General features: G+C 63.3%; 25 protein-coding genes. 8 read left to right on the forward strand and 17 right to left on the reverse strand.

Annotation, left to right across the window (positions count from 1 at the left end; genetic code table 11):
• Positions 1 to 70 precede the first annotated feature (70 nt).
• The 6 genes from ACYG9Y_RS23700 (at position 71) to ACYG9Y_RS23725 (ending at position 6,436) form a co-directional block, all read left to right on the forward strand.
• Positions 71 to 988: an AraC family transcriptional regulator gene (locus ACYG9Y_RS23700; RefSeq protein WP_023736914.1), complete on the forward strand. Its 918-nt coding sequence runs from the start codon at positions 71 to 73 to the stop codon at positions 986 to 988.
• 229 nt (positions 989 to 1,217) lie between these two features.
• Complete coding sequence (locus ACYG9Y_RS23705; protein ID WP_023739709.1) at positions 1,218 to 2,489, forward strand: ABC transporter substrate-binding protein; 1,272 nt, start codon at positions 1,218 to 1,220, stop codon at positions 2,487 to 2,489.
• 97 nt (positions 2,490 to 2,586) lie between these two features.
• The gene (locus ACYG9Y_RS23710; RefSeq protein ID WP_023683583.1) at positions 2,587 to 3,453 is read left to right on the forward strand and encodes a carbohydrate ABC transporter permease; all 867 of its coding nucleotides are present in this window, start codon (positions 2,587 to 2,589) and stop codon (positions 3,451 to 3,453) included.
• 11 nt (positions 3,454 to 3,464) lie between these two features.
• Positions 3,465 to 4,277 carry a carbohydrate ABC transporter permease gene (locus ACYG9Y_RS23715; RefSeq protein WP_023689174.1) on the forward strand — a complete coding sequence of 271 codons (813 nt, stop codon included), beginning with the start codon at positions 3,465 to 3,467 and terminating at the stop codon, positions 4,275 to 4,277.
• Positions 4,278 to 4,292: 15 nt separating this feature from the next.
• Positions 4,293 to 5,339, forward strand: coding sequence for an NAD(P)-dependent alcohol dehydrogenase (locus tag ACYG9Y_RS23720; RefSeq protein WP_023739710.1), 1,047 nt, complete (start codon positions 4,293 to 4,295; stop codon positions 5,337 to 5,339).
• Between the two features lie 2 nt (positions 5,340 to 5,341).
• On the forward strand, positions 5,342 to 6,436 hold the full coding sequence (locus ACYG9Y_RS23725) for an ABC transporter ATP-binding protein (protein WP_023739711.1): 1,095 nt from the start codon (positions 5,342 to 5,344) through the stop codon (positions 6,434 to 6,436).
• Positions 6,437 to 6,490: 54 nt separating this feature from the next.
• Here the strand turns inward: ACYG9Y_RS23725 and ACYG9Y_RS23730 are convergent, their stop codons facing one another.
• From ACYG9Y_RS23730 to ACYG9Y_RS23775, 10 genes are all read right to left on the reverse strand, one after another.
• A complete protein-coding gene (locus tag ACYG9Y_RS23730; RefSeq protein ID WP_023736918.1) occupies positions 6,491 to 8,077 on the reverse strand; it encodes an FGGY-family carbohydrate kinase in 1,587 nt (528 codons plus the stop codon).
• Between the two features lie 134 nt (positions 8,078 to 8,211).
• Positions 8,212 to 8,871, reverse strand: a complete 660-nt coding sequence (locus ACYG9Y_RS23735; protein ID WP_023689170.1) for an HAD family hydrolase — start codon at positions 8,869 to 8,871, stop codon at positions 8,212 to 8,214.
• 11 nt (positions 8,872 to 8,882) lie between these two features.
• Complete coding sequence (locus tag ACYG9Y_RS23740) at positions 8,883 to 10,361, reverse strand: mannitol dehydrogenase family protein (RefSeq protein ID WP_023739712.1); 1,479 nt, start codon at positions 10,359 to 10,361, stop codon at positions 8,883 to 8,885.
• 46 nt (positions 10,362 to 10,407) lie between these two features.
• Complete coding sequence (locus ACYG9Y_RS23745) at positions 10,408 to 11,178, reverse strand: L-iditol 2-dehydrogenase (RefSeq protein ID WP_023739713.1); 771 nt, start codon at positions 11,176 to 11,178, stop codon at positions 10,408 to 10,410.
• Positions 11,175 to 12,179, reverse strand: coding sequence for an ABC transporter ATP-binding protein (locus ACYG9Y_RS23750; RefSeq protein WP_023689168.1), 1,005 nt, complete (start codon positions 12,177 to 12,179; stop codon positions 11,175 to 11,177). The genes ACYG9Y_RS23745 and ACYG9Y_RS23750 overlap by 4 nt, the downstream gene beginning before the upstream one ends.
• 50 nt (positions 12,180 to 12,229) lie before the next feature.
• Positions 12,230 to 13,054 (reverse strand): carbohydrate ABC transporter permease, encoded by an 825-nt coding sequence (locus tag ACYG9Y_RS23755; protein WP_023671250.1) that lies wholly within the window; start codon positions 13,052 to 13,054, stop codon positions 12,230 to 12,232.
• A gap of 11 nt (positions 13,055 to 13,065) precedes the next feature.
• Positions 13,066 to 13,938 (reverse strand): carbohydrate ABC transporter permease, encoded by an 873-nt coding sequence (locus ACYG9Y_RS23760; protein WP_023671249.1) that lies wholly within the window; start codon positions 13,936 to 13,938, stop codon positions 13,066 to 13,068.
• Positions 13,939 to 14,060: 122 nt separating this feature from the next.
• The gene (locus tag ACYG9Y_RS23765; RefSeq protein ID WP_023739714.1) at positions 14,061 to 15,371 is read right to left on the reverse strand and encodes an ABC transporter substrate-binding protein; all 1,311 of its coding nucleotides are present in this window, start codon (positions 15,369 to 15,371) and stop codon (positions 14,061 to 14,063) included.
• Positions 15,372 to 15,596: 225 nt separating this feature from the next.
• Positions 15,597 to 15,878 (reverse strand): hypothetical protein, encoded by a 282-nt coding sequence (locus tag ACYG9Y_RS23770; RefSeq protein ID WP_023739715.1) that lies wholly within the window; start codon positions 15,876 to 15,878, stop codon positions 15,597 to 15,599.
• A 172-nt stretch (positions 15,879 to 16,050) separates the two neighbouring features.
• Entirely contained in the window at positions 16,051 to 16,959 is a 909-nt protein-coding gene (locus ACYG9Y_RS23775) for a LysR substrate-binding domain-containing protein (protein ID WP_023739716.1), read from the reverse strand.
• A gap of 110 nt (positions 16,960 to 17,069) precedes the next feature.
• Between ACYG9Y_RS23775 and ACYG9Y_RS23780 the strand changes: the two genes are divergently transcribed.
• A complete protein-coding gene (locus ACYG9Y_RS23780) occupies positions 17,070 to 17,255 on the forward strand; it encodes a hypothetical protein (protein ID WP_023671244.1) in 186 nt (61 codons plus the stop codon).
• Between the two features lie 35 nt (positions 17,256 to 17,290).
• Here ACYG9Y_RS23780 and ACYG9Y_RS23785 read toward each other — a convergent pair whose 3' ends face one another.
• A complete protein-coding gene (locus tag ACYG9Y_RS23785; RefSeq protein WP_023671243.1) occupies positions 17,291 to 18,250 on the reverse strand; it encodes a sugar-binding transcriptional regulator in 960 nt (319 codons plus the stop codon).
• Positions 18,251 to 18,470: 220 nt separating this feature from the next.
• Here ACYG9Y_RS23785 and ACYG9Y_RS23790 point away from each other — a divergent pair, with 220 nt between their 5' ends.
• Positions 18,471 to 19,103, forward strand: a complete 633-nt coding sequence (locus ACYG9Y_RS23790; RefSeq protein ID WP_023671242.1) for an HAD family hydrolase — start codon at positions 18,471 to 18,473, stop codon at positions 19,101 to 19,103.
• Between the two features lie 360 nt (positions 19,104 to 19,463).
• On the opposite strand, the gene ACYG9Y_RS23795 is transcribed toward ACYG9Y_RS23790, so the two are convergent.
• The 6 genes from ACYG9Y_RS23795 to ACYG9Y_RS23820 form a co-directional block, all read right to left on the reverse strand.
• Positions 19,464 to 20,231, reverse strand: a complete 768-nt coding sequence (locus ACYG9Y_RS23795) for a class II aldolase and adducin N-terminal domain-containing protein (RefSeq protein ID WP_023732686.1) — start codon at positions 20,229 to 20,231, stop codon at positions 19,464 to 19,466.
• A gap of 66 nt (positions 20,232 to 20,297) precedes the next feature.
• On the reverse strand, positions 20,298 to 20,930 hold the full coding sequence (ureG, locus tag ACYG9Y_RS23800) for an urease accessory protein UreG (protein WP_023671240.1): 633 nt from the start codon (positions 20,928 to 20,930) through the stop codon (positions 20,298 to 20,300).
• Positions 20,927 to 21,385, reverse strand: coding sequence for a DUF3995 domain-containing protein (locus ACYG9Y_RS23805; RefSeq protein WP_023732687.1), 459 nt, complete (start codon positions 21,383 to 21,385; stop codon positions 20,927 to 20,929). Before ACYG9Y_RS23805 ends, ureG begins: the two co-directional genes overlap by 4 nt.
• Entirely contained in the window at positions 21,382 to 22,053 is a 672-nt protein-coding gene (locus tag ACYG9Y_RS23810) for an urease accessory protein UreF (RefSeq protein ID WP_023739717.1), read from the reverse strand. The genes ACYG9Y_RS23805 and ACYG9Y_RS23810 overlap by 4 nt, the downstream gene beginning before the upstream one ends.
• On the reverse strand, positions 22,046 to 22,648 hold the full coding sequence (gene ureE, locus ACYG9Y_RS23815) for an urease accessory protein UreE (protein WP_023739718.1): 603 nt from the start codon (positions 22,646 to 22,648) through the stop codon (positions 22,046 to 22,048). Before ureE ends, ACYG9Y_RS23810 begins: the two co-directional genes overlap by 8 nt.
• On the reverse strand, positions 22,645 to 23,250 hold the full coding sequence (locus tag ACYG9Y_RS23820; protein ID WP_023739719.1) for a glutathione S-transferase family protein: 606 nt from the start codon (positions 23,248 to 23,250) through the stop codon (positions 22,645 to 22,647). Before ACYG9Y_RS23820 ends, ureE begins: the two co-directional genes overlap by 4 nt.
• Positions 23,251 to 23,289: the final 39 nt, after the last annotated feature.

Here is a 23,289-nt window from a genome sequence, read left to right on the forward strand (position 1 = left end):
CTTGCGGGCGACAGACTGCTACGGATTACCCGAAACCAGTCGCTTCCTCATACGCCCCGGAGAGCAGACGATGGCATTCAGGCGCAGAAAGAACACGGCCGCGATCCCTCGCACGGTGCCGGCTTTCGAGCACATCGTCACCGAGGCGAGCGACAGTTTCCTGTGGCGGCTCGACGACTATCCCTGGGAGCGCAATGTCTGGAATTTTCATCCGGAATACGAGATCCATCTCCTGAGGAAGTCTTCCGGGGTCGCGCTGGTCGGCGATCACATCGGCGAATTCGGGCCGGGCTACCTGAGCATCGTCGGCGGCGGGCTGCCGCATGACTGGGTGACATCGGTGCAACCCGGCGAGCTGATCGAAGGACGCGACATCGTGCTGCAATTCGATCCGCAGCGGCTGCGCGGCTCGGCGGGACTCCTGCCGGAGCTGCGCGAACTGGAACCGTTCCTGGAGCGATCGCTGCGCGGCATGGTCTTCCATGGCCGCGCCGCGCTCGAAGGCGCCGCGCTGATGGAACGGATGGGCACGGTGCACGGGCTCGCCCGGTTTTGCCTCTTCCTCGAACTGGTCGATTTGCTGGCCAGGACAGACGAATACGAGCTTTTGTCCTCGCCGGATTTCTCACCCGCGCTCGACGCAACCTCGCTGGACATCATCCAGCGCACGCTGACCTATCTCTTCCAGCACTTCGCCGAGGACCTGAAGCTGCCGGAGGCGGCGGAGCTGGCGGGGATGAGCGAAAGCACGTTTTCGCGCTTCTTCCAGAAAAACACCGGCAACAGTTTCAGCGACCACATCGCCAAGCTCCGGCTCTGGCAAGCCTGCAAGCTGCTGGCGGACACCGATATTCCGATCACCGACATCTGCTTCCAGGTCGGCTACATGAACATCTCCAACTTCAACCGCGCCTTCCTGCGCAAGCACCGGATGACGCCGTCATCCTACCGCAAGCTGTCGAAGCAGCGGATGACGATGCGCGCCTGAAAACCGGCCTTCCTCACTCCATCGGTACTCATGTGACAGAGGCCGTGCAGGCGGGCCGGATTTTGCAGCGCACAATGCATAAAAGTACAGGTCTGCTGCAACGGGGCTTCTAGCGCGGCCTTTAGCAACTCCTCATTTTGGCGATGGGTGGCTTGTCGCTCGGGCGATGGCGAGGATCGCGCAACCGAAGACTTCCGCTTCCTGCGACTGTTCCTGGAGGAGTAAATCAATGAAACCAATTCGGCTCGCTGCGAGCATAAGCGCAGCTTTCATGCTTACCACGACCCTCTCGACCATGGCGCTGGCGGCGCCGGTCTGCTCGGCGCCGGTCAAGGTGCTGGCGCAACCGCGTGACGGGCTGACGCTGCTGGAAGCGTCCAAGGACGAGTTCCAGAAACTGGCCGGCGCCAGCTTCCAGATCGACTATCTCAACGAGAACGACCGCCGGGCAAAATCGCGCGCCGATGCGTCCACGGTGGGCAACTACAACGTCTACTATGTCGACGAAGCCAATGTGGCGCTGTTCGCCTCGTCGAAATGGATCGTGCCGCTCACCGACTATTACCCGGCTGACTACGACTACGCCGATTTCGACCCGGGCCGGCAGAAGGTCGCCACCTATGACGGCAAGGTGTGGTTCGCGCCGCTGACCGGCGGCGGCGACCTGATGGTCTACCGCAAGGACATTCTGGAAGCCGCCGGCATCCAGCCGCCGAAGACGCTGGACGAGTTGATCGCCGACGTGCCGAAGCTGACCGATCCCGACAAGGGCATGTACGGCATCGCGCTGCGCGGCGCGCGTGGCTCGGGCGCCAATGTCTGGCGCTGGATGCCGTTCTTCAAGGCCTATGGCGGAAAATGGTTCGACGGTGACAAGCCGGCTTTCAACTCCGAGGCCGCGGTCAAAGCGACCGAGACCTATCTTAAACTGTTCAAGGCTTCAGCGCCCGGCACGCAGACCGGCAGCTGGGATGAATCGACCGGCGCCTTCCTGTCGGGCCAGGTTGCCATCTTGGTCGAATCGACGCCGCTGTCGGGCATGGCGGTCGACCCGAAGACCTCGCAAGTGGTCGGCAAGATCGGCTTCCTGCCGCCGCCCTCGCCACTGACCGGCGGCGGCTACGGCCACGGCCTCGCCATCGCCGCCAAGGCCAATGCCGATGACGCCGCGAAGCAATGCGCCGGCCTGTTCATCGCCTGGGCGACGTCGAAGGAGAACGAGAAGCGCCGGCTCGACGCGCACCAATTCGGCGAGCTCAACCGCACCAGCGTGCTGTCCAGCAAGGAGTTCGCCGACATCTATGGCGCCGATCTCGGCCAGGCGCTTGCGGATACCGGCAAGGTGACGGCGGTGAACTTCTGGCAGGATCCGCGCTGGCCGGATCTCGGCGACCGCTGGGGCATCATCCTGGAAGAGCTGGTCACCGGCACGCGCACCGACGTCAAGGGCGGCCTCGACGAACTCGAGGCCTACGCCAACGAGCTGGTGAAGAAGAAGTAATCCTCCCGCCCCCGGCGCGCGGTCCACGGCATTCGACTGGATGCCGGGACTGTGCGCCGCGGGTTCTCCCCAAAAAGGCACAGCCCGAGGATAGGCAATGCGCCGACGCTCTTCCCTGCCCGTGACGTTTCTGGTTCCGACGCTCGCCATTCTTCTGGTGCTGTCGATGGTGCCGACGCTGTACGCCATCGTCATTGCGCTGCAGAACCGCGAGCTGAGCTCGTCGGACTATTCCTGGGTCTGGCTGTCGAACTTCATCGACCTGTTCGCCGACCGGCGTTTCCTCAACGCGGTCTGGGTTTCGGTGAAGTGGGAAATCGTCACCGTGGTGGCGACGATGATGGTGGCGATCGGGCTCGGCGTGCTGATGTTCGAAGTAGCGTCGCCGCGGCTGCGCAACATCTACTGCCTGCTGTTCATCATCCCGGTTCTGTTGCCGCGTGTCTCGGCGGCCTTCGTGTGGAAGTTTGCCTATCATCCGCTCTACGGCATCGCCACCTATCCCTACAGGCTGATCACCGGCGGGCTGATCTTCGACCCGCTGTCGAAGCCGTCGACGGCCCTGTTTGCCGTCGCCTCGGTCGATGTCTGGCAGTGGGGACTGTTCTTCGCGGTCATCGTGCTGAAGCTTCTGGAGACCTTGCCGCCGCAGCCGATCGAAGCGGCGCGGCTCGACCACGCCAAACGCTGGCAGATCCATGCCTATGTGACCTTGCCTATGCTGAAGGCGCCGCTGATCAGCCTGATGTTCGTCAAAATGATCGAATCGCTGCGCTCCTTCGACCTGATTTATGTGATGACGCGCGGCGGGCCGGGCGTGGCGACCGAGACGCTCGACATGTACGCCTTCTCGCAAGGCTTCATCGAATCCGGCAAGGTGTCCTATGCCTCGGCCATGGCGGTGCTGATGATGATCGCGACCGTCATCACCTTCACCATGCTGTGGAAGCGGGTGCAGGCATGAGGCCGTATCGCATGAGACCGGGGCGCCTCATCGGCAAGATCATCCTGGCCTTCGCCGGCTTCATGGCGGTGTTTCCGCTCGCCTGGACGGCGGTCAATTCGCTGAAGAACAATGTCGACATCATCACCCGCGTGCCGCGCCTGGTGTTTACCCCGACCTTCGACAATATCAGCTACATCATCGGCCGCGACAGCGTAATGACCGGTCTCTATAACTCGGTCATTTCCTGCGGCGTCGCCGTGCTGATCGGCGTCATGCTCGGCCTTCCGGCAGCCTATGCGGTGGCGCGCTATCCCAATCGCTTCGCTGGCGACATCCAGTTCTTCGTGTTGTCGCTGCGCTTCCTGCCCCCGGTGGCAGTCGCCATTCCGCTGATGGTGATCTGGCTGCAGATCGGGCTCTACGACACCTTGCCGGCGCTGATCGTCACCTATTCGCTGCTCACCATCTCGGTGATCATGTGGCTCGCCATTCCCGCCTTCCAGGCCGTGCCTAAGGAAATCGAGGAAGCCGCTTTCCTCGACGGCTACGGCGCTTACTCGGTGTTCTGGCGCATTGCGCTGCCGGTAGCGGCGCGCTCGCTGATCGGCGCCGTCGCCTTCAGCTTCGTGCTGGTGTGGAACGAATTCCTGATCGCGCTGATGCTGTCCAGTTCCAACGCCAAGACATTGCCGATCGTCGCTTCCGAACTTTCACAGCAAGGCATGAACGTGCCGTGGGGAATCCTCAACGCCTCGGTCGTGCTGTTGTCGCTACCGCCGCTGCTGTTCCTGGGCGTGCTCAGCGGCTTCCTGAATTCCGTTTTCCGGCAAAAAAAGACTTGATGCGAGGACTTACCTATGCGGGCACTGGTGCTTGAGAAAAAAGGCGAACTGTCGCTGCGCGAGATCGCGCTGCCGCTCGACGTCGGACCGGGCGATGTCAAGATCGCCATCCACACGGTCGGCGTCTGCGGCAGCGACGTGCACTATTACACCCATGGCGCCATCGGCAGCTATGTCGTGCGGGCCCCGATGGTGCTCGGCCACGAAGCCGCGGGAACGATCGTCGAGATCGGCGCCATTGTCGGCACGCTGAAGGTCGGCGACCGCGTCTGCATGGAGCCGGGCGTGCCGAACCTGTCGTCGCGCGCGACGAGGCTCGGCATCTACAATGTCGACCCTGACGTCTCCTTCTGGGCGACGCCGCCTGTGCATGGCGTGCTGGCGCCCTATGCCGTGCACCCGGCCGCCTTCACCTACAGACTGCCGGACAATGTCACCTTCGCCGAAGGCGCGATGGTCGAACCCTTTGCCATCGGCATGCAGGCGGCGAGCCGCGCCCGCATCGTGCCGGGCGACGTCGCCGTCGTCGTCGGCTGCGGCCCGATCGGCATCATGATCGCGCTGGCGGCGCTGGCCGGCGGCTGCTCGAAGGTGCTGATCTCCGATTTTTCCGCACCCAAGCTCAAGATTGCCGCGCAATATCCCGGCATCGTGCCGGTCAATATCGGCGACCAATCGCTGGTCGACGCAGTCTCCGCCGCGACCGACAATTGGGGCGCGGATATCGTGTTCGAGGCGAGCGGCAGCCCGAAGGCATTCGCCGACCTGTTCGATGTCGTGCGGCCGGGCGGCGCGGTGGTGCTGGTCGGACTGCCGGTCGAACCGGTCACTCTCAACGTTCCGGCGGCGATCTCCAAGGAAGTGCGCATCGAGACGGTGTTCCGTTACGCCAACATCTTCGACCGCGCGCTGCAGCTGATCGCCTCGGGGAAGGTCGACCTCAAGCCGCTGATCACCGGCACTTATGATTTCTCGGACAGCATCGAGGCCTTCGAGCGGGCGGCGCAAGGCAAGCCGCAAGACGTCAAGCTGCAAATCCTTCTTACCGGCGAGAAGGGCTGACCATGTCCGCGATCGTTTGCTCCCATGTCGACAAGGCTTACGGCGCCACCACCGTCATCCGCGACCTCAATCTCTCGATCGAGGAGCACGAATTCGTCGTATTCCTCGGCCCGTCCGGCTGCGGCAAGTCGACCTTGCTCAGGATGCTGGCCGGACTGGAGGATATCAGCGGCGGGGAAGTGTCGATCGGCGGCAAAGTGGTCAACGATCTCGAGCCCGGCGAGCGCGGCATTGCCATGGTTTTCCAGAACTATGCGCTCTACCCGCATATGACGATCTTCGACAACATCGCCTTTGGGCTCAAGCGACAGAAAGTGCCCCCGGCCGAGATCCGGAAGCGGGTCGAGGCGGTGGCAACGACGCTCGGCCTCGAACCTTACCTCGCCCGCAAGCCGACCGAACTTTCCGGCGGCCAGCAGCAGCGCGTGGCGATTGCGCGCGCCATGATCAAGACGCCGAAAGTGTTCCTGTTCGACGAGCCGCTGTCCAATCTCGATGCCAAGCTGCGCAACCACATGCGGGTCGAAATCGCCCGCCTGCACCAGTTGCTGAAGACCACTACCGTCTATGTCACCCACGACCAGCTCGAAGCGATGACGCTGGCCGACCGGATAGTGCTGCTCAGGGATGGCGTTATCGAACAGATCGGCTCGCCTGCGGAGATCTATCGCCAGCCGGGCAATCTGTTCGTCGCCGGCTTCATCGGTACGCCGAACATGAATTTCATCGACGTGGCCGTCGGGCGGAAGGACGAACGCTGGACGCTGACAGGCGGCGGCTCGAGCTTCTCCATAGAAGGCTCGGGCTTCGATCTACGCGGCGTCCGGCGCGCCGTGCTTGGAATCCGACCGCCGGACCTGAAGACCGCCGGCGCTCAGAGCATCAATCTTCTGCAAGGCACCGCCGACCTCATCGAGTTCCATGGCAATGACGCGCTGGTGACGTTCGCCTGCGGCGGCAAGGAGGCCGGCGCATTGGTATCGGCCCGCGAATGCCCGGCGTTGCGCGCGCCTGTGCGCTACACATTCGAGGAGGAGAGCGTGCATCTGTTCGACGCGGCGACCGGCGCATCCTTGCGCCGGCGAGAGGAGGCCTAGATTTGGTACGCAATTCCGGACGGAAAACCGTTTCACGCTTTTCCTGGAATTGCTCTAGCTGATGGCGTCGAGCTCCTGCCGCTGGCGGTGCATTTCGAGGAAGACCTTGTAGTCGCGGTCAAAGCGGCCTGAAGCGGCCGGGTTCGAAGCGCGGGTTCTGCCGCCTTGCTGCATGGCGACGCAAGCGGCATTCAGGTCCGGGAACAGACCGGCCGCGGTGGCGGCGACCATGCCGGTGCCGAGCAGAACGGCTTCGTCGGCCAGCGGCTCGATCACCGCGCAGCCGGTGGCGTCGGCATAGAGCTCCATCAGCAACGGGTTCTTGGTGTGGCCGCCGGTGACATGCAGCGTGTCTATGAGATAGCCGTTCTCGTTCAGCGCCTCCAGCACATGGCGCACGCCGAGCGCGATGCCGACGGCGGTGCGCCAATACAGCTTGCACAGGCTGTCGAAGGAGGAATCCAGCGTCAGCCCGCTGACCACGCCGACCGCATGCGGATCGGCAAGCGGCGAGCGGTTGCCATGGAAATCCGGCAGCACATGCAGCCTTGCCGCCAGCTTGTCACCTTCGGTGCTGCGCAGTTCGGCGACGCGCCTGGCGATTTTTGCATGCATGGCCGCGTCCGGCTCGCCGCCGGCGCCGTGCCAGCGGATGATATGGTCGAGCAGCGCACCGGTCGCCGACTGGCCGCCTTCCGACAGCCAGAGTTTTGGCAGTGCGGCGCCATAGTATGGACCCCAGACGCCGGCGAAAGGCTGCGGGTCGGGCGACATCGCCATGACGCAGGACGAGGTTCCGGCGATCAATGCCAGATGGCGGCCGATATTCTGCTCGTCGCCAGCAAAGCCGCCGAGCACGCCAAGCGCGCCGGCATAGGCATCGATGACGCCGGCGCCGACCCGACAGTTTTCGCTCAAGCCCAACTCCGCCGCCGCTTCAGGGGTGAGCGTGCCGATGTCTGCGCCGACAGCACTTGCCTTCTCCGGCAGGCTGCCGTGTTCGAACAGATCGCCAAGCCCGACCCTGTCGAAGAAGTCACGGCGCCAGCCGGTTTCCTCATGCGCCAGATAGGTCCATTTGGCGGTCAGCGTGCATTGCGAGCGCGCCAGCGACCCGGTCGCCTTCCAGGTCAGGAAATCGGTGAGGTCGAATAGGTAGCCGGCTTCATGCCAAGTTCCCGGCAGATTGCGCTTCAGCCACATCAGCTTCGGCGTCGCCATTTCCGGCGACATGACGCCACCGATATAGTCGAGTACGGCGTGGCCGCTATCGGTGCATTCATCTGCCTCGGCGATGGCGCGATGGTCGAGCCAGACGATGGTGTCCCAGCGCCGTTCGCCCGTCACCGAGACGCTGAGCTGGCCGGCATTCCTGTCCAGCACCACCAGCGAGCAGGTGGCGTCGAACGACATGCCGACAATATCGTCGGCTGACACACCGGCCTTTTCGCGCGCGGCACGCACCGCGATGCACACAGCCGACCAGATATCCTGCGAATTGTGCTCGGCGTGATCGGCCTGCGGCTGGTTCATGACGATCGGATGCTCGGCGCGGCCGAGCAAGGTGCCTGACGTGTCGAGAATGCCCGCGCGGGCGCTCCCGGTGCCGACATCGACCGCGCAAACGAAGCTTTTCGTCAAGATGCTTTTACTCTCGCTCCCTAGAGCCGGATGATTTCAGGTCTGTTCGACCTGAAATCTGAATCCGTCTCTAAATCAAAGAAGTAGAGCATGATGTCGTCCGAAAACCGCTTCACACTTTTCGGCATCATGCTCTAGCCTGCAATCAGATCGGGCAATTGCAGCATGTCCGCGAATATAAAGTCCGGTTCACTCGACGCAAGCCGCGCTTTCAAGGCCGGGTTGCCGGCGTGCGAACCGCCGGTGAAAGCAAAGACGCGCATGCCGGCCGCACGCGCCGCCGCGATGCCGGCAGGGCTGTCCTCGATTACGATGCAATTACCGGGATGCGCGCCCATGGCAGCGGCGGCATGGAGAAAAAGATCCGGCGCCGGCTTGCCGCGCGCGACCATGGCAGCGCTGAACAGATGGGGCTCGAGCAGGCCGAGCAGGCCGGTAACGTCGAGCGCATAGCGAATGCGGTCGAGCGTGCCGGAGGAAGCGACGCAGCAGGGCACGCCCAGCCTCGGCAGGATGTCGCTGATGCCGGGAATCGGCTTCAGCTCCTCGCGGAATTTGCGCATCAGCTCGACGCGCATATCGGTCAGATGCACGTCGGTGATGTCGATGGTGAAATCGCGAAGAAGTATCTCGCGCACGCTCTTCATGCTCTTGCCGAGGAAATGCTCGTAGGCCGCATCCTCGCTGACCGAGCCCCCGGCGGCAGAGATCATGCCGAGCAGAGCCGAAACCGACAGCGCCTCGCTGTCGACCAGCACGCCGTCACAGTCGAAGATGACCAGTTCGGGCGTCATTGCGGCTGGCGTCAGAGCTTGCCGGAGATGTAGCGCGTCAGCGTCGCGCGCGTGCCATTCGCCCACAAGACGTTGAGCGCATGGGCAAAGGCCTCGGCGAACGCCGCCGAGCGGCCGACATCGCCATAGATGTCCTCCATCGCAAGCCAGGCGCCGGGCGCATCCTTCGCCGCCTTGGCGGTTGCCTGCAGCCGGTCCCAGCTCGGGTCGTTGGCTTCGATGTCGGCGCCGCTGTCGGTGGTGCCGAAGCAATAGCGGCACCACAGCGCCGATTCCAGCGCGAGACCCGCAACGCTCTTCCCGGCTTTCAGCCGGTCGGCGATGGTCGGGATGATGAATTTCGGCTGCCGGTTGGAACCGTCGAGGCAAAGCCGGCGGATGGTGTCGCCGATCTTGGGGTTGGAAAAGCGGTGCTCGATGAGCTGGTAATAATCCTCCAGCACGGTGTCCGGCACCGGCGGCACGGTCGGGATGATCTCGTCATGCTCGAGCTTGGCGAGGAAGCCGCGCACCAGCGGCTCCTGCATCGCCTCATGGACGAAATGGATGTCCATCAACCCTGCGGGATAAGCGATCGTGGCATGACCGCCATTGAGGATGCGGATCTTCATCAGTTCATAGGGCGCGACATCCCTCACGAATTGCACACCGACCTTTTCCAGCGGCGGGCGGCCGTCGGTGAAATGATCCTCCAGCACCCATTGCTTGAACGGCTCGCAGAACACCGGCCAGTTGTCCTCGAGGCCGAACTCGGTGGCGAGAATACCGCGCTCGCGGTCGGAGGTGGCGGGGGTGATGCGGTCGACCATGCCGTTGGGAAAGGCGACATTGTCGCTGACCCAGTTTGCCAGATCCTCGTCGATCAGCCGGGCGAGGCCGATGACGCCATCCGAGGTGACATGGCCATTGTGAGGGATGTTGTCGCAGGACATGACGGTGAACGGCACGATGCCGTCGGCCCGGCGGCGCATCAGGCCCGCAAGGATGAGGCCGAACACCGTCTTCGGCGTCGTGCCTGCCTGTGCGTCGGCGACGATGTCGGGGTGGGTCGGGTTGAACTTGCCGGAGGCCGGATCGATGAAATAACCGCCTTCCGTGATGGTCAGCGAGACGATCTTGATCGCCGGATCGGCGAGCTGGTCGATGATGGCATCGGCATCGCCGGGCGTCAGGAAGTCGATCATGACGCCGGTGACGCGGGCGCTCATATGGTCGAAATCCTGCTCGACCACGGTGGTCAGCCAGTCCTGCTCCTGCAGCTTGGAACGGCCGATTTTTTCGCCCTCGAAGACCCCGGCGCCGACCAGCGCCCAGTCATGGCCGATGCCTGCATTGAAGAGATCGTCGAGATAGACCGCCTGATGCGAGCGATGGAAATTGCCGACGCCGAAATGCACGATACCGGGTTTGAGCGCAGCGCGGTCGTATTTCGGACCGGCGACCTTGGCGGGGAGTTCCGAGAGGATCGAGGAGGAGAGTTTCACGGTCATTTTTCTACCCTTTTGGCCGGGCTGCGGCCTGCGTGATCCCGGCCCATCAACTCATCCATTGGCCGCCATCGACATTGTAGGTCTGGGCGACGATGTATTCGGCGTCGTCGCTGGCCAGGAACACCGCCATGCCGGTCAGGTCCTCCGGCTTGCCCATGCGGCCATAGGGCACGCCCTCGCCGACCAGCCGCTTCTTCTCGCCCTTCGCCCGGTTCTCATATTTGGCGAACAGCGCATCGACCTCATCCCACATGTCGCTGTCGACGACGCCGGGCGCGATGCCATTGACGTTGATGCGGTGCTTGATCAGATCGAGCCCGGCGGACTGGGTCAGCGAAATCACCGCGGCCTTGGTGGCGCAATAGACGGCGACCAGCGGCTCGCCGCGCCGTCCTGCCTGGCTGGCGATGTTGATGATCTTGCCGCCCTTGCCCCTTGCGATCATCGAACGCGCCGCTGCCTGCAGCATGAACAAGGTGCCGGCGACGTTGACGGAGAACAGGTTGTCGTAGCTTGCTCTGGTGATCTCGACGATCGGCGCCAGGTCGAACAAGGCAGCGTTGTTGATCAGGATGTCGAGGCCGCCGGTCTTTGTTTCGACCGCATTGACCGCCGCCTGGATCGAAGCGAGGTCGCTGACGTCGAGCCTGACCGGATAGGCGTTGGCGCCGATCTCGGAGGCTGTCTTTTCGGCAGCCGCCAGATTGATATCGGCAATGGCGACGGTCGCACCCTCACGCACATAAGCTTCGGCGAAGGCCTTGCCGATGCCGCGTGCTGATCCGGTGACCAGCGCCGATTTGCCTTTCAGCCTCACTGCGTCAGCGCCTTTCCGTCGGGGCCGAAGCGATGCATGCGGACCTTGTCCGGCGTCAAATAGATGGTGTCGCCATGGCGTACGGCCAGTTCGCCATCGGCGCGTACCGTCAGCGGACCGACGCCGTCGGCCTGGACATGCAGGAAGGTGTCGGAGCCCAGATGCTCGGCGACGCCGACAAGGGCTTTCCAGTCACCCGCCGTGGTCGATATCCCCATATGCTCGGGACGGATGCCGATGGTCTTGGCGTTGTATTTGGCCGCCGGCGCACCTTCGATCAGGTTCATTTTCGGCGAACCGATGAAGCCCGCCACGAACAGGTTCTTCGGCGACTTGTAGAGTTCCATCGGCGAGCCGACCTGTTCGATGTTGCCGGCGTTGAGCACGACGATCTTGTCGGCCATGGTCATGGCCTCGATCTGGTCGTGGGTGACGTAGACCATCGTCGTCTTGAGCTGGTGGTGCAGCTCGCTGATTTCGAGCCGCATGGTGCCGCGCAGTGCGGCATCGAGGTTGGACAGCGGCTCGTCGAACAGGAAGGCCGAGGGCTGGCGCACGATGGCGCGGCCGATGGCGACGCGTTGCCGCTGGCCGCCGGAGAGCTGGCCCGGCCGGCGTTCGAGATAGTTGGTGAGGTTGAGGACCCGGGCTGCGTCCTTCACCTTCTTGTCGATCGTCGCCACATCCTCGCCCGCCATCTTCAGCGGGAAGCCGATGTTCTTGGCCACCGTCATATGCGGATAGAGCGCATAGGACTGGAATACCATGGCCAGCTTGCGCTTGGCCGGCGCCTCGCCGGTGACGTCACGGCCATCGATGTTGATGGTGCCCCCGCTGGTGTCCTCGAGCCCGGCGATGAGGCGCAGCAACGTGGACTTGCCGCAACCCGACGGCCCGACGAAGACGACGAACTCGCCATTCTCGATGACCAGGTCGAGGCCTGGAATGATGACCGTCGATCCGAAATGCTTGGAGACGTTCTTGAGCGTGATGTTTCCCATGGTTTCCTCCCCGAGGGGTTATTTGGCCGGATTGCTTCAGGCAACGTCCGTTATTTTACCGCGCCGAATGTCAGGCCGCGCACCAGCTGCTTCTGGCTGAACCAGCCCATGATCAGGATGGGGGCGATGGCCAGCGTCGAGGCCGCCGAAAGCTTGGCCCAGAACAGGCCTTGCGGGCTTGAGAACGAACTGATGAAGGCCGTCAGCGGCGCCGCCTCGGTGGTGGTCAGGCGGATGGTCCAGAACGCTTCGTTCCACGCCAGGATGATGTTGAGCAGCATGGTCGATGCGATGCCCGGCACGGCCATGGGGGTCAGCACATAGACGATCTCGCCCCACAGGGTGGCGCCGTCCATGCGTGCCGCCTCCAGGATTTCGCCGGGGATTTCGCGGAAGTAGGTGTAGAGCATCCAGATCACGATCGGCAGGTTGATCAGCATCAGCATGATCATCAGGCCGATGCGGCTGTCGAGCAGTCCGGCATCGCGGAAGATGAGGTAGATCGGGAACAGCACGGCAACCGCCGGCATCATCTTGGTCGAGAGCATCCACATCAGGATGTCCTTGGTCCACTTGCCCGGCGAGAAGGCCATCGACCAGGCGGCCGGAACCGCGACGATCAGGGCCAGGATGGTCGAGCCGACCGAGAGCAGCACCGAGTTGAAGAAGAACTTGAAGTAGCCGCTCTGCGCCTGGACCTCGGTATAGCTCTCGAACGTCCCCGACGGGATCAGCGCGAAGCCCTGGATGGCCTCCTGCTCCGACTTGAACGAGGTGATGATCGTGTAGAGGATCGGGAAGAAGATCAGCAGCGCGACGATCCAGGCGGCGCCTGTCGCAATGACCTTGTGTTGGGTGGTGACTGCACGTGCCATCGTATCCTCCCTTACTTGTCCAGGTTCTTGCCGACCGCGCGCATGGCGAAGAAGGCGACGATGTTGGCGAGAATGACGGCGATGACACCGCCGGCCGATGCCTGGCCGATTTTGAACTCCAGCAATGCCTTCTGGTAGACGAGGAAGGGCAGGTTGGTGGAGGCATAGCCGGGTCCGCCATTGGTGGTGACCAGGATTTCGGCATAGACCGACAGCAGGAAGATGGTCTGGATCAGGATGACGACGGTGATGGCGCGCGACATGTGCGGCAGCGTCAGATAGATGAAGCGGCTGACGAAGCCGGCGCCGTCCATCTCGGCGGCTTCCTTCTGCTCGCCGTCGAGCGACTGCAGGGCGGTCAAAAGGATCAGCGTTGCGAAGGGCAGCCATTGCCAGGCGACGATGATGATGATGGCCAGCATCGGGTGCTGCCCGAACCAGTCGATTGGCTGGGCGCCGAAGAAGCGCGCAATGTCGGCAAAGACGCCGTATTGCGGGTGCATGATCATGTTCTTCCAGACAAGTGCAGCCACCGGCGGCATGACGAAGAACGGAGAGATGACGAGGATGCGGACGATCCCCTGTCCCCACATCGGCTGATCGATCAACAGCGCCAGCATGATGCCTCCGATGACGGTGATCAGCAGCACGCTGCCCACCAGGACCAGCGTGTTGAGGATCGACTGCAGGAATGCCGGGTTGGAATAGAACAGCGAGTAATTCGAGAACCAGACAAACCCGTCGCGGATCGGATTGAGCGGATTGTACTGCTGGAAGGAGAACCAGATCGTGAGTGCCAGCGGCACGATCATCCAGACGAACAGCAGCACCACGGATGGCGCCAACATAAAGCGGGCAAGCGAACGGGTCTGCTGAGTAGCCATGACGGTCACCCTTCACTAGTCGGACTGAATTTTCACAGCGGGGAAAAAGCGGCCGCCCGAACTGGGACTCGGGCGGCCATCGCCGGTCAGGAGGCGACCGGCGTTCGGCACCGGGAGGAGCCTTACTTGATATAACCGCCTTCGGTCATGGTCGCCGTGGCGGCGTCCTGCGCCTGCTTGAGCGCGTCGTCTACGCTGGTCTGGCCGGCGAGCGCCGCCGAGAACAGCTGGCCAACGGTTGTGCCGAGGCCCTGGAACTCAGGAATGGCGACGAACTGCACACCGACATAGGGCACCGGCTTGACCGTCGGATGCGCCGGATCGGCGGCATTGATCGAGTCCAGCGTCATCTTGGCGAACGGGGCCGCCTTCTGGTACTCGGGATTGGCGTAGAGCGAGGAACGCGTTCCCGGAGGAACGTTGGCCCAGCCTTCCTTGGAAGCGACCAGTTCGGCATAGTGCTTGCTGGTTGCCCATGAGACGAACTTCTGGGCGGATTCCGCCTTCTGCGTGCCTGCGGGGATCGCCAGCGACCAGGCCCAGAGCCAGTTGCCGCGCTTGCCCAGACCATTGTCGGGGGCCAGTGCGTAGCCGACCTTGTCCGCGACGGTCGAGTTCTTCGGGTCGGAGACGAAGGAGGCGGCGACGGTGGCGTCGATCCACATGCCGCACTTGCCCTGCTGGAACAGCGCCAGGTTTTCGTTGAAGCCGTTGGACGAGGCGCCCTCGGGACCGTCGGCCTTCATCAGGTCGACATAGAACTGCAGCGTGTTCTTCCATTCCGGCTGGTCGAACTGCGGCTTCCAGTTCTCGTCGAACCAGCGGGCGCCGAAGGAGTTCGACATGGCGGTGAGGAAGGCCATGTTCTCGCCCCAGCCGGCCTTGCCGCGCAGGCAAACGCCGTTCACGCCATTGGCGCGGTCGGTCATCTTGTCGGCGGCCTGCTTGATGAAGTCCCAGGTCGGGGCGTCGGGCATGGTCAGCCCGGCCTTCTCGATCAAGTCCTTGCGGTACATGACGAAGGAGCTTTCGCCGTAGAAGGGCGCGGCATAGAGCTTGCCGTCGACCGACAGGCCGCCGGCGATGGCCGGGATGATGTCCTTGGCGTCATAGTCGTCGCCGAGCTTGTCGAGCGGCAACAGCCAGCTCTGCTTGGCCCAGATCGGAACCTCGTAGGTGCCGATCGTCATCACGTCATACTGGCCGCCCTTGGTTGCGATGTCGGTGGTGACGCGCTCGCGCAGCACGTTCTCTTCGAGCGTGACCCAGTTCAGCTGGATGTCGGGGTTCGCCTTGGTGAAGTCGTCCGTCAGCTTTTGCATGCGGACCATGTCGCCATTGTTGACCGTGGCGATGGTGATGGATTCGGCGTGTGCGGCAAAAGCGAAAGCGCTGGCCGACAACAAGCCCAAAGTGAGCGTGCGCAGTTTCATCAAATTCCTCCCATGAACCAAGATGAGCATTTGCCTTGGTAATGGGCAATTACTCACTTGGTGTTAATTATGTCAAGCCGGATTCGATGCTGCAGCGCAGCACACGGGGCAGGTGCGCGACATTGCGCGCGTAGAGGATATTGAATGGATTTGGGAAGCTGTTTGCACGGGATGTGAGAGCGGGTTGATGCCGACCCATCGCAACCCAATCATGGGCCCAGCCCGTCAGCCGTGGGACGGGTAGCTTCCCACGGAATATTCGAAAACCCTGCCGTCGCGTGTTTGCTTGGCTCTGGTCAGCACTTCCGTCACCTGGATCCAGCTGGGCTCGTCCTTGCGCAGCCTAACTTCCCGGCCGATTACCTTCACGGCAGCTTGAAACGGCGTAAATGCTTCGATCACCTGCGTCGTGCGCACGGTGTTGTTTTCGATTTCTTCGACGCGATAGACTTTCATCAGCCGGCTGATCGACCCTGTTTCAATCTGCAGACGATTGATCCTGCTCAATTGGGTCGTCACAAGCACAAGCCTATGCCGGGCGAGTGATATCGACAGCGTTTTTGTCAAGCTTGGTTAACCGAGTGGCCCGATCGCAGCTGTTTGTCCGCGAAAGCGAGCATTCGTCGCGGATCCATGGCTCGCTTTGCATCTCGGAAATCAATCCGCGAATCGCTCGCCCTCAGGCGCAGGCGATCTCGGCCAGGATCCAGTCCCGGAAGGCTTTTATCTTCGGCACGTTGCGACGCGCCGTCGGGTAGACCAGCCAATAGGCGTGGCCGTCGTCGCCGACCAGGTCGAAGGGCTGGATCAGGCGGCCGGCGGCGAGCTCGGTCTTGAACAATGCGGTGGTCAGGATCGCAACACCATGGCCGGCGATGGCCGCGTTCGCCTCATAGGCCTGCGCGCCCATGCTGGTGCCGGTGCGCCTGGCAAGTTCGTCCGCCGGGACGCCGGCAAGGGCGAACCATTCCCGCCACCAGATGTCGCCGGGATCGAGAATGGGCAGCTTGAACAGGTCGGCGGGTTCGTGGACGCCACCTATGGTGGCAGCGAGTGCCGGGCTCAGCACCGGGGTGAAATCGGCCTTGAACAAAAGATGGGTCTCCACTCCATGCCACTTGCCGCTGCCGGAGCGGATAGCGATGTCCATGTCCTCGCGGGCAAAATCGATCACCCTGTTCGAGGTATCGACGCGCACCGCCAGCGACGGATGCGCGACCTGGAAGGAGCCGAGGTGCTGCGCCAGCCAGTTCGAGGCAAAGGTCAGCAGCGTCGAGACGCACAGCACACCATCGGCGCCCCCACGCGCGGCGGAATAGGCGCTTGAGAGCAGGCTGAACGCCTCGCTGACGGCGGGCGCCAGGCGCTGGCCGGGTTCCGTCAGCACAATCTGGCGCGGCTGGCGCAGGAACAGCGGCGAACCGATGCGCTCTTCCAGAAGCTTGATCTGGTAGCTGGCGGCGGCCTGCGTCATGCCGAGTTCCTGCGCGGCCTTGGTGAAGGAGAGATGCCGCGCGACGGCTTCGAACACCCTGATTGCCTGCAGCGGCGGCAACTGGGCGAGCTGTGGTGCCTTGAGATCGGGCATAAGCCCTCCTTATGGGTCGTGATCGACGTTTGATTGGCGGCAAGAGGCAATCAGGCCGATATCTGGTGTCGACGATCAATCAAGTTCAAGCATAGCGGAGGCTGAAGATCATGACCACGGTACAGCAAAAGCTCCATTCGACCCCGGCGCAGAGCTGGTTTTCCCTGCTGGTGCATGAATTTTCCCTGCTTGTGCACCGCCGGCGCGGCTACGTCGACGTCCGAGAGTTGTCGCCGCATCTGCAGCGCGACATGGGTTTTCTCGACGGCAACGACCCGTCCGGGCGCTGCAAATAAACGTGTTGGATTTTATCGATGGGCCGCTTAATCTATCAGGAACCGTCGAGCAAGGCCGTGGCGGTCCGCTCGTCGGTGATGAGGCCATTGACCAGCCGGCGGTTCACAGCGGCCAGGATGCCCGGCAATTTGCGCTCGCCCATGGCGAGCGCAATGACCAGCGACTTTTCGCGTGACGGCAAGGCTGCCGACGATACCCGGTCGTTGGTGATGCCCTCGATCATGCGGCCTTCCCGATCGAACACCCAGCCGACGATCTCGGCGACGCCGCCAGCCTTTTGCAACGCCTTCAGCTCGCTTTCCGAGATAAAACCGTCCTCGTAGAGCGGCGCCTTCGGGCCGAGATCGCCGATGCCGACAAAGGTCACGTCGGCTTCCGCGGCCAGCGCCAGCGTCGGTTGGATCATCGGCTGGGCAAGCAGCATCTCGCGCTCTTCCGGCGACGAGGCGATGACCGGCAGCGGCATCGGGAACGAGCGCGCCTTGACCCGGTCGGCCATGGTGAAGATGACGTTGTAGAAGGCGGCCGAACCGTCGGGCGAGATGTTGCCGGTCAAGGACACAACCTTGTGCTGCGAGCATTCCATCGGCGGCAATTGCTCGATCGCCGCCTTCAGCGTGCGGCCGGTGCCGATGGCCAAGACGATGGGCGTCGGTGACCGCAGCCGCCGCTCGATCTCGGCCGCGGCCGCCTCGGCAATGCCGATCGTGGTCGAGGATGAGGTTGGATCGCTCGGCACCACTTCGACGAGGTCGAGCGCGAAGCGTGACTTCAGTCTAGCTGCGAGATCAAGGCAATTGGCGATCGGGTGATCGACGCGAACCTTGATCAGCCCCTCCGACACCGCCAGCGACACCAGCCGCTGCGCCGTCTGCCGGGAAATGCCGAGCGTGGCGGCGATCTGGTCCTGGGTGTTGCCGGCAACATAATAAAGCCAGCCGGCGCGCGCTGCCTCGTCCAGCCTGCTGCTGCCGCCATCTTGCCGCGAATTCAAAATGTGCCTCCAGCCCTGCCCCTTTGCGCGCCCTTGGGCGAAGCGCCGTAGTCTTGCAGGGAATGTGTCGGCGCGCAATTGTTCAATCGGGAAGACAATTGCTTGCTGCTTCGATCCGGCCGCCGCGCGGCAACCAACCCAGCGAAAATCGCCAGCGGACGGGCTCGGCGGTTTATCTCCTGATACAAACGCTTTAAGGGGATCGGCAAAGGAGCCTCGCATGACGCCGAAAGCGGTTTTCTGGGATATGGACGGCACGCTGGTCGACAGCGAGCCGCTGCACGAGGCGGCCTTGGTGGCGGCGCTGCGCAGCGTCGGTATCACGCCGCCGGCCGACCTGCATGAGCGGGTGCTGGGCGTCGCCGCCGCACCGGTCTACGAGATGCTGCGCAGCGAGTTCGGCCTCGACCTGCCCTTCGACGACTGGATCGTGCGCAAATACGATCACTACATGCCGATGGCCGAGACGCTGAAGCCGCGCCCCGGCGCGATCGAAGTGTTCAACGAGTTGCGCGCGCTCGGCGTGCAGCAGGCGGTGGTGTCCAATTCCGACCGGGTGATCGTCGATGCAAATCTGAGCGCCGTCGGCCTGATCTATCCCGGCATGCGCACGATCAGCCGAAACGACGTGCGCGAAGGCAAGCCGCATCCCGAACCGTTCCTGCGCGCCGCGTGGCTGGCCGGCGTCGATCCTTCAGACGCGGTGGCCGTCGACGACAGCGTTACCGGCGCCACATCAGGCCTGGCCGCGGGGATGCGGACGATCTTCTGGCCGGAAGCGCCGATGGCAGGACCGAAGGGCGCTGTCGTGATCAACAGTGCGGAAGAGTTGCGGGCTCAGTTGGGACTCTGAGTGAGCCTATGAACGTCGGCGCTGCCCCTCATCCTCCCTTCAGCTTGGCCATGCATTGTCTAATGTTGCGCTGGTCGACCCCCGTCTCGGCTTCGCCGAGCCACCCTGCCGGGGCGAGCCACGGGTCTCGCCCGTCCTTCGGACCCCCCGATCGACGGGGTAGAGGAAAGGCGCCAAGCTTTTTGCCGTCAAACGCTCGTCCAGAAAGGCTCCCTTCCTTCCCTCCGGAGGGGGAAAGGTGGCGCTGCGAAGCAGCGACGGATTGGGGGAACCACCTGGCAATCAACCTTACGCCGATCAGTCATAACAAATCACAGAAGGTGAGTGCGTAGCGTAAACGAGAGAAGCACGGATGGTCGCTTAGCTGCGGTACACCGGCTCCTCCTCGTCGAGGATCGCCTTCAGCTCGGCAAGGTGACGCTCCGCCTGGCCGGGATAGTCGTCCATTTCGCTGGCGGTCTTTTCGGCAATGGCGTCGGAGAGCGTGCGCAGCGGACGGCCGGTCCACAGCGCCTTGATGTAGGTCTCGGCGGCACGCTCGAAATAGAACATGCGGTTGAAGGCGTCGGCAACGGTGTCGCCGATGACCATGACGCCGTGATTGCCCATCACCATCACCTTGACCTTAGGGTCGGTGAGCAGTTGCGAGCAGCGCTCGCCTTCCTCCTCGAAGGCCAGCCCGCCATAGTGGGCATCGACGACGTGGCGGTTGAAGAACATGGCCGAGTTCTGGTCGATCGGCGGCAGAGTCGAGTCGGCCAGCGATGCAAGCACAGTGGCATGAATGGAATGCACATGCATGGCGCAGCGCGCATGCGGCACGTTGCGGTGAATGGCGCCGTGCAGACCCCAGGCGGTCGGGTCGGGCGCATTCGGGCCGGACAATGTCTCGGGATCGTTGGCGTCGATCAGCAAAAGGTCGCTCGCCTTGATGCGCGAGAAATGCACCTGGTTGGGGTTCGTCAGGAATTTGCTGCCGGCCTCGTTGACCGACAGCGAGAAGTGGTTGGCCACGGCTTCATGCATGTTGAGCCGCGCCGTCCAGCGGAAGGCGGCGGCAAGGTCGACGCGCTCCTCATAATAGGGCAGGTTGGTCAGCGGCTCTTTCTGCAAACGGGCGATGCTCATCAAAAAATCCTCCATTTCCCCGAGAATGCCGCGCCCAATGCCGACCAGCAACCGGTAAGTACTGGGTCAGGCCGCCGAGCGGGCCGACTGCAGCCCGCCATGTTCGACGATGAAGTCGATGACTTCCTGCAGTCCCTTGCCGCGCGATAGATCGGTGAAGCCGAACGGGCGCTTGCCCCGCATTCGGGCGGCGTCGCTCTCCATGACATCGAGGTTGACGTTCACATAGGGCGCCAGATCGCTCTTGTTGATGACCAGGAAATCGGAACGGGTGATCGCCGGCCCGCCCTTCCTGGGGATTTCCTCGCCCTGGCAAACCGAGATGACATAGAGGGTCAGGTCGGCAAGGTCCGGCGAGAAGGTGGCGGCAAGATTGTCGCCGCCGGATTCGATGAAGACGATGTCGAGATCGGGGAATTTCCTGTTCAGCCCGGCGATCGCCTGCAAATTGATCGAGGCGTCCTCACGGATGGCGGTGTGCGGGCAGCCGCCGGTCTCCACGCCGACGATGCGGTCCTCAGGCAGCGCCTGCAGGCGAGCCAGCATCATGGCGTCTTCCTTGGTGTAGATGTCGTTGGTGACGACGGCGATGGAGAAATCGTCGCGCAGCGCCTTGCAGAGCTTTTCGGTTAGCGTCGTCTTGCCGGAGCCGACGGGACCGCCGATGCCGATGCGCAGGGGACCGTTGGCCTGAGTCATAGCGAAAAATCCGTCATGCCGAAAAACTCCGTGATGGCGAGGATGGCGAAGCTGAGCCCGATCAACAGGCAGAGCGGCGAATAGAAGCTGACATCGAGCCGCGCAAAAGGCTGTTCCGGCGCCAGACGGCGCCACCACGGCGTGAAGCCGGCAATGCCGCGGCCGAGGAAGACCAGCCCTATGAGCAGCGCTGTGGCGGCAAGGCCTTCCCTTGGAAAGGGGGTGGCGAAGACCCCGGTCAGCGCCAGCGGCCACAGGGTTGCGAGGCACAGGCACGCGGCAACGGCGAGACAGGCAAACGGCGTCGGCATCTCGTCGACGCCGCGAAAGCCGACGACGGCGTGGGCGCAGGAGACGCCGTCCCTGCCCGGCCAGATGCCGCCAAGGCCCCAATAGACATGCAGCGCGGTGATCAGCAGCAGGACGGCCGAGAGGGCGAAGGCGAGGACGATCATGAGCGGAACAGCCTGGAATACTGCGTCTCGTGCTTCATCGCCATGATGTCGGAGATGAAGGCGCAGCCGCCGAGATCGTCCAATGTCGAGCCGGCGGCGCGCGCGGCCGTCGACAGCGCCAACGGCTCGAAGCCGGCGAGCAAGGCCATAGCGTCCGTCTGGCCGACGATTCCGAGTCGGATCGCCGCCTGGACGAGGTTGGAGAAGAAGGCCTGCAGGCAGGCCGACATCGCGTCCTGAAGCGCGATGCCGTTGCCGCCGGCAACGGCGCCGACGGCGACACAGTAGGCGCATTCGGCCGGCAGGCGGCCCAACACCGGATTCGCCCAAGCCGCTGCCGCTTTCAGGAAGGCGGCGCCTTGCAGCATGGTTTCGGTGTGACGCTCACGCGAGCCGGCCAGCGCTTCGGCGAGATGGGCAATTTCATGGAGATCGCCGCCGTCGCGGGCGCGGCGCCAGGCTTCCGTGAAGAGCACGGCGTCGTTCCAGCCCGAGCCCATCTCGACCAGCGTCTCCAGCCAGAAGGCGAGGCTGGCGGTATCGGCAACCAGCCCGTCTTGCCCGGCGCGTTCGAGGCCATGGCTGTAGGCAAAGCCGCCGACCGGAAAGGCCGGCGACAGCCACGCCATGAGCCGCAGCAAAGCGATGCCGGATGGCTGGTCAGTCATGATCGTGATGGTGCCCGTCATGGGAATGGCTGTGCGAATGCGACTCGCTGTGTGCGTGGGAACGTCCATCATGGGAATGCGCTTCGGCGTGCGCATGCGCATGGCCATGATCGTGACCATGCGCACCTTGGGCGGAATAGGCGCCGCGCACCGGCTTGAACGGTTCGGAGACTTCGCGGACCGTGGCGCCCAGCCCTTCCAGCATAGCCTTGATGACATGGTCGCGCAGGATCAGGATGCGGCCGGGCTCGATCGCTGCCGCCAGATGGCGGTTGCCGATATGCCAGGCAAGCTCCGTCAGATGCACCGCATCGCGGGCGCGGATGTCGTAGACCTCTTCGGGTGCGGCAGTGATCTCGATATGTGCGCCATCCTCCAACACCAGCCGGTCGCCATCGTTCAAGGTCACGGGTTTCGGCAGGTCGACCAGCACCTTGCTGCCGTCGGCAAGCTCGATGGCGCGGCGGCGCAAATGACGCTCGTCATGGGGCAGGACGGCACGGCCGGATGGGGCCGTGGTTCCGGCAGTGCCGGCAGGCACCACCGAGACGGCGCGCGGGAACTTGGTGAAGTCGGTGTTCAGGTTGAGTTTCATCGCATGGCTCCACCGTTAGCCTGGGCTCTCGCACGGGCAGGCCGCGCCAGGACGCGGTCGAAATACGCGTTGACGCGCTCGGATTCGATCGGAAATTTTCCGGCGCGGGCCCAGCCGCCCATGTCGCCCAACAGCACGTCGACGGCGGAAAACCGGTCGCCCAGCGCAAACTCCCGATCCCCCAGCCGGCCGTCGAGCGCCTTGGCCTCCGAGGCGAAATCGTAGGCGGCGGCGGGGCCGACATCGACCCGCACGTCCTTCGGCAACAGGAAGCGGTGGCGCAGCTTGTTCCACAGCGGCGCTTCGAACTCGGACTGGGCAAAATGCATCCAGGAATCCATCTCGGCGCGGCCAGCGAGGCCGTGATTGGCGCCCAAACCCTTGTCGGCGTGTTTGTCAGCGAGATAGACGCAGATCGCCGCCGAATCCGTCACCGTCAGTTCGCCATCGATCAGGATCGGCACCTTGCCCGACGGGTTGAGCGCATAGGCTTCCGGCGAGCGCAATTTGACCTCGACGAATTCATAGGGCTGCCCGAGTTCCTCAAGCATCCACAGAACGCGGCTGACGCGGGAGCCACGCGATCCGATAACCTTGTACATGGTCGAACCCTCTTTCCTGCGACCCTAAACCATAGCCAC

The sequence above is a fragment of the Mesorhizobium sp. W050 genome (genome assembly GCF_054719535.1).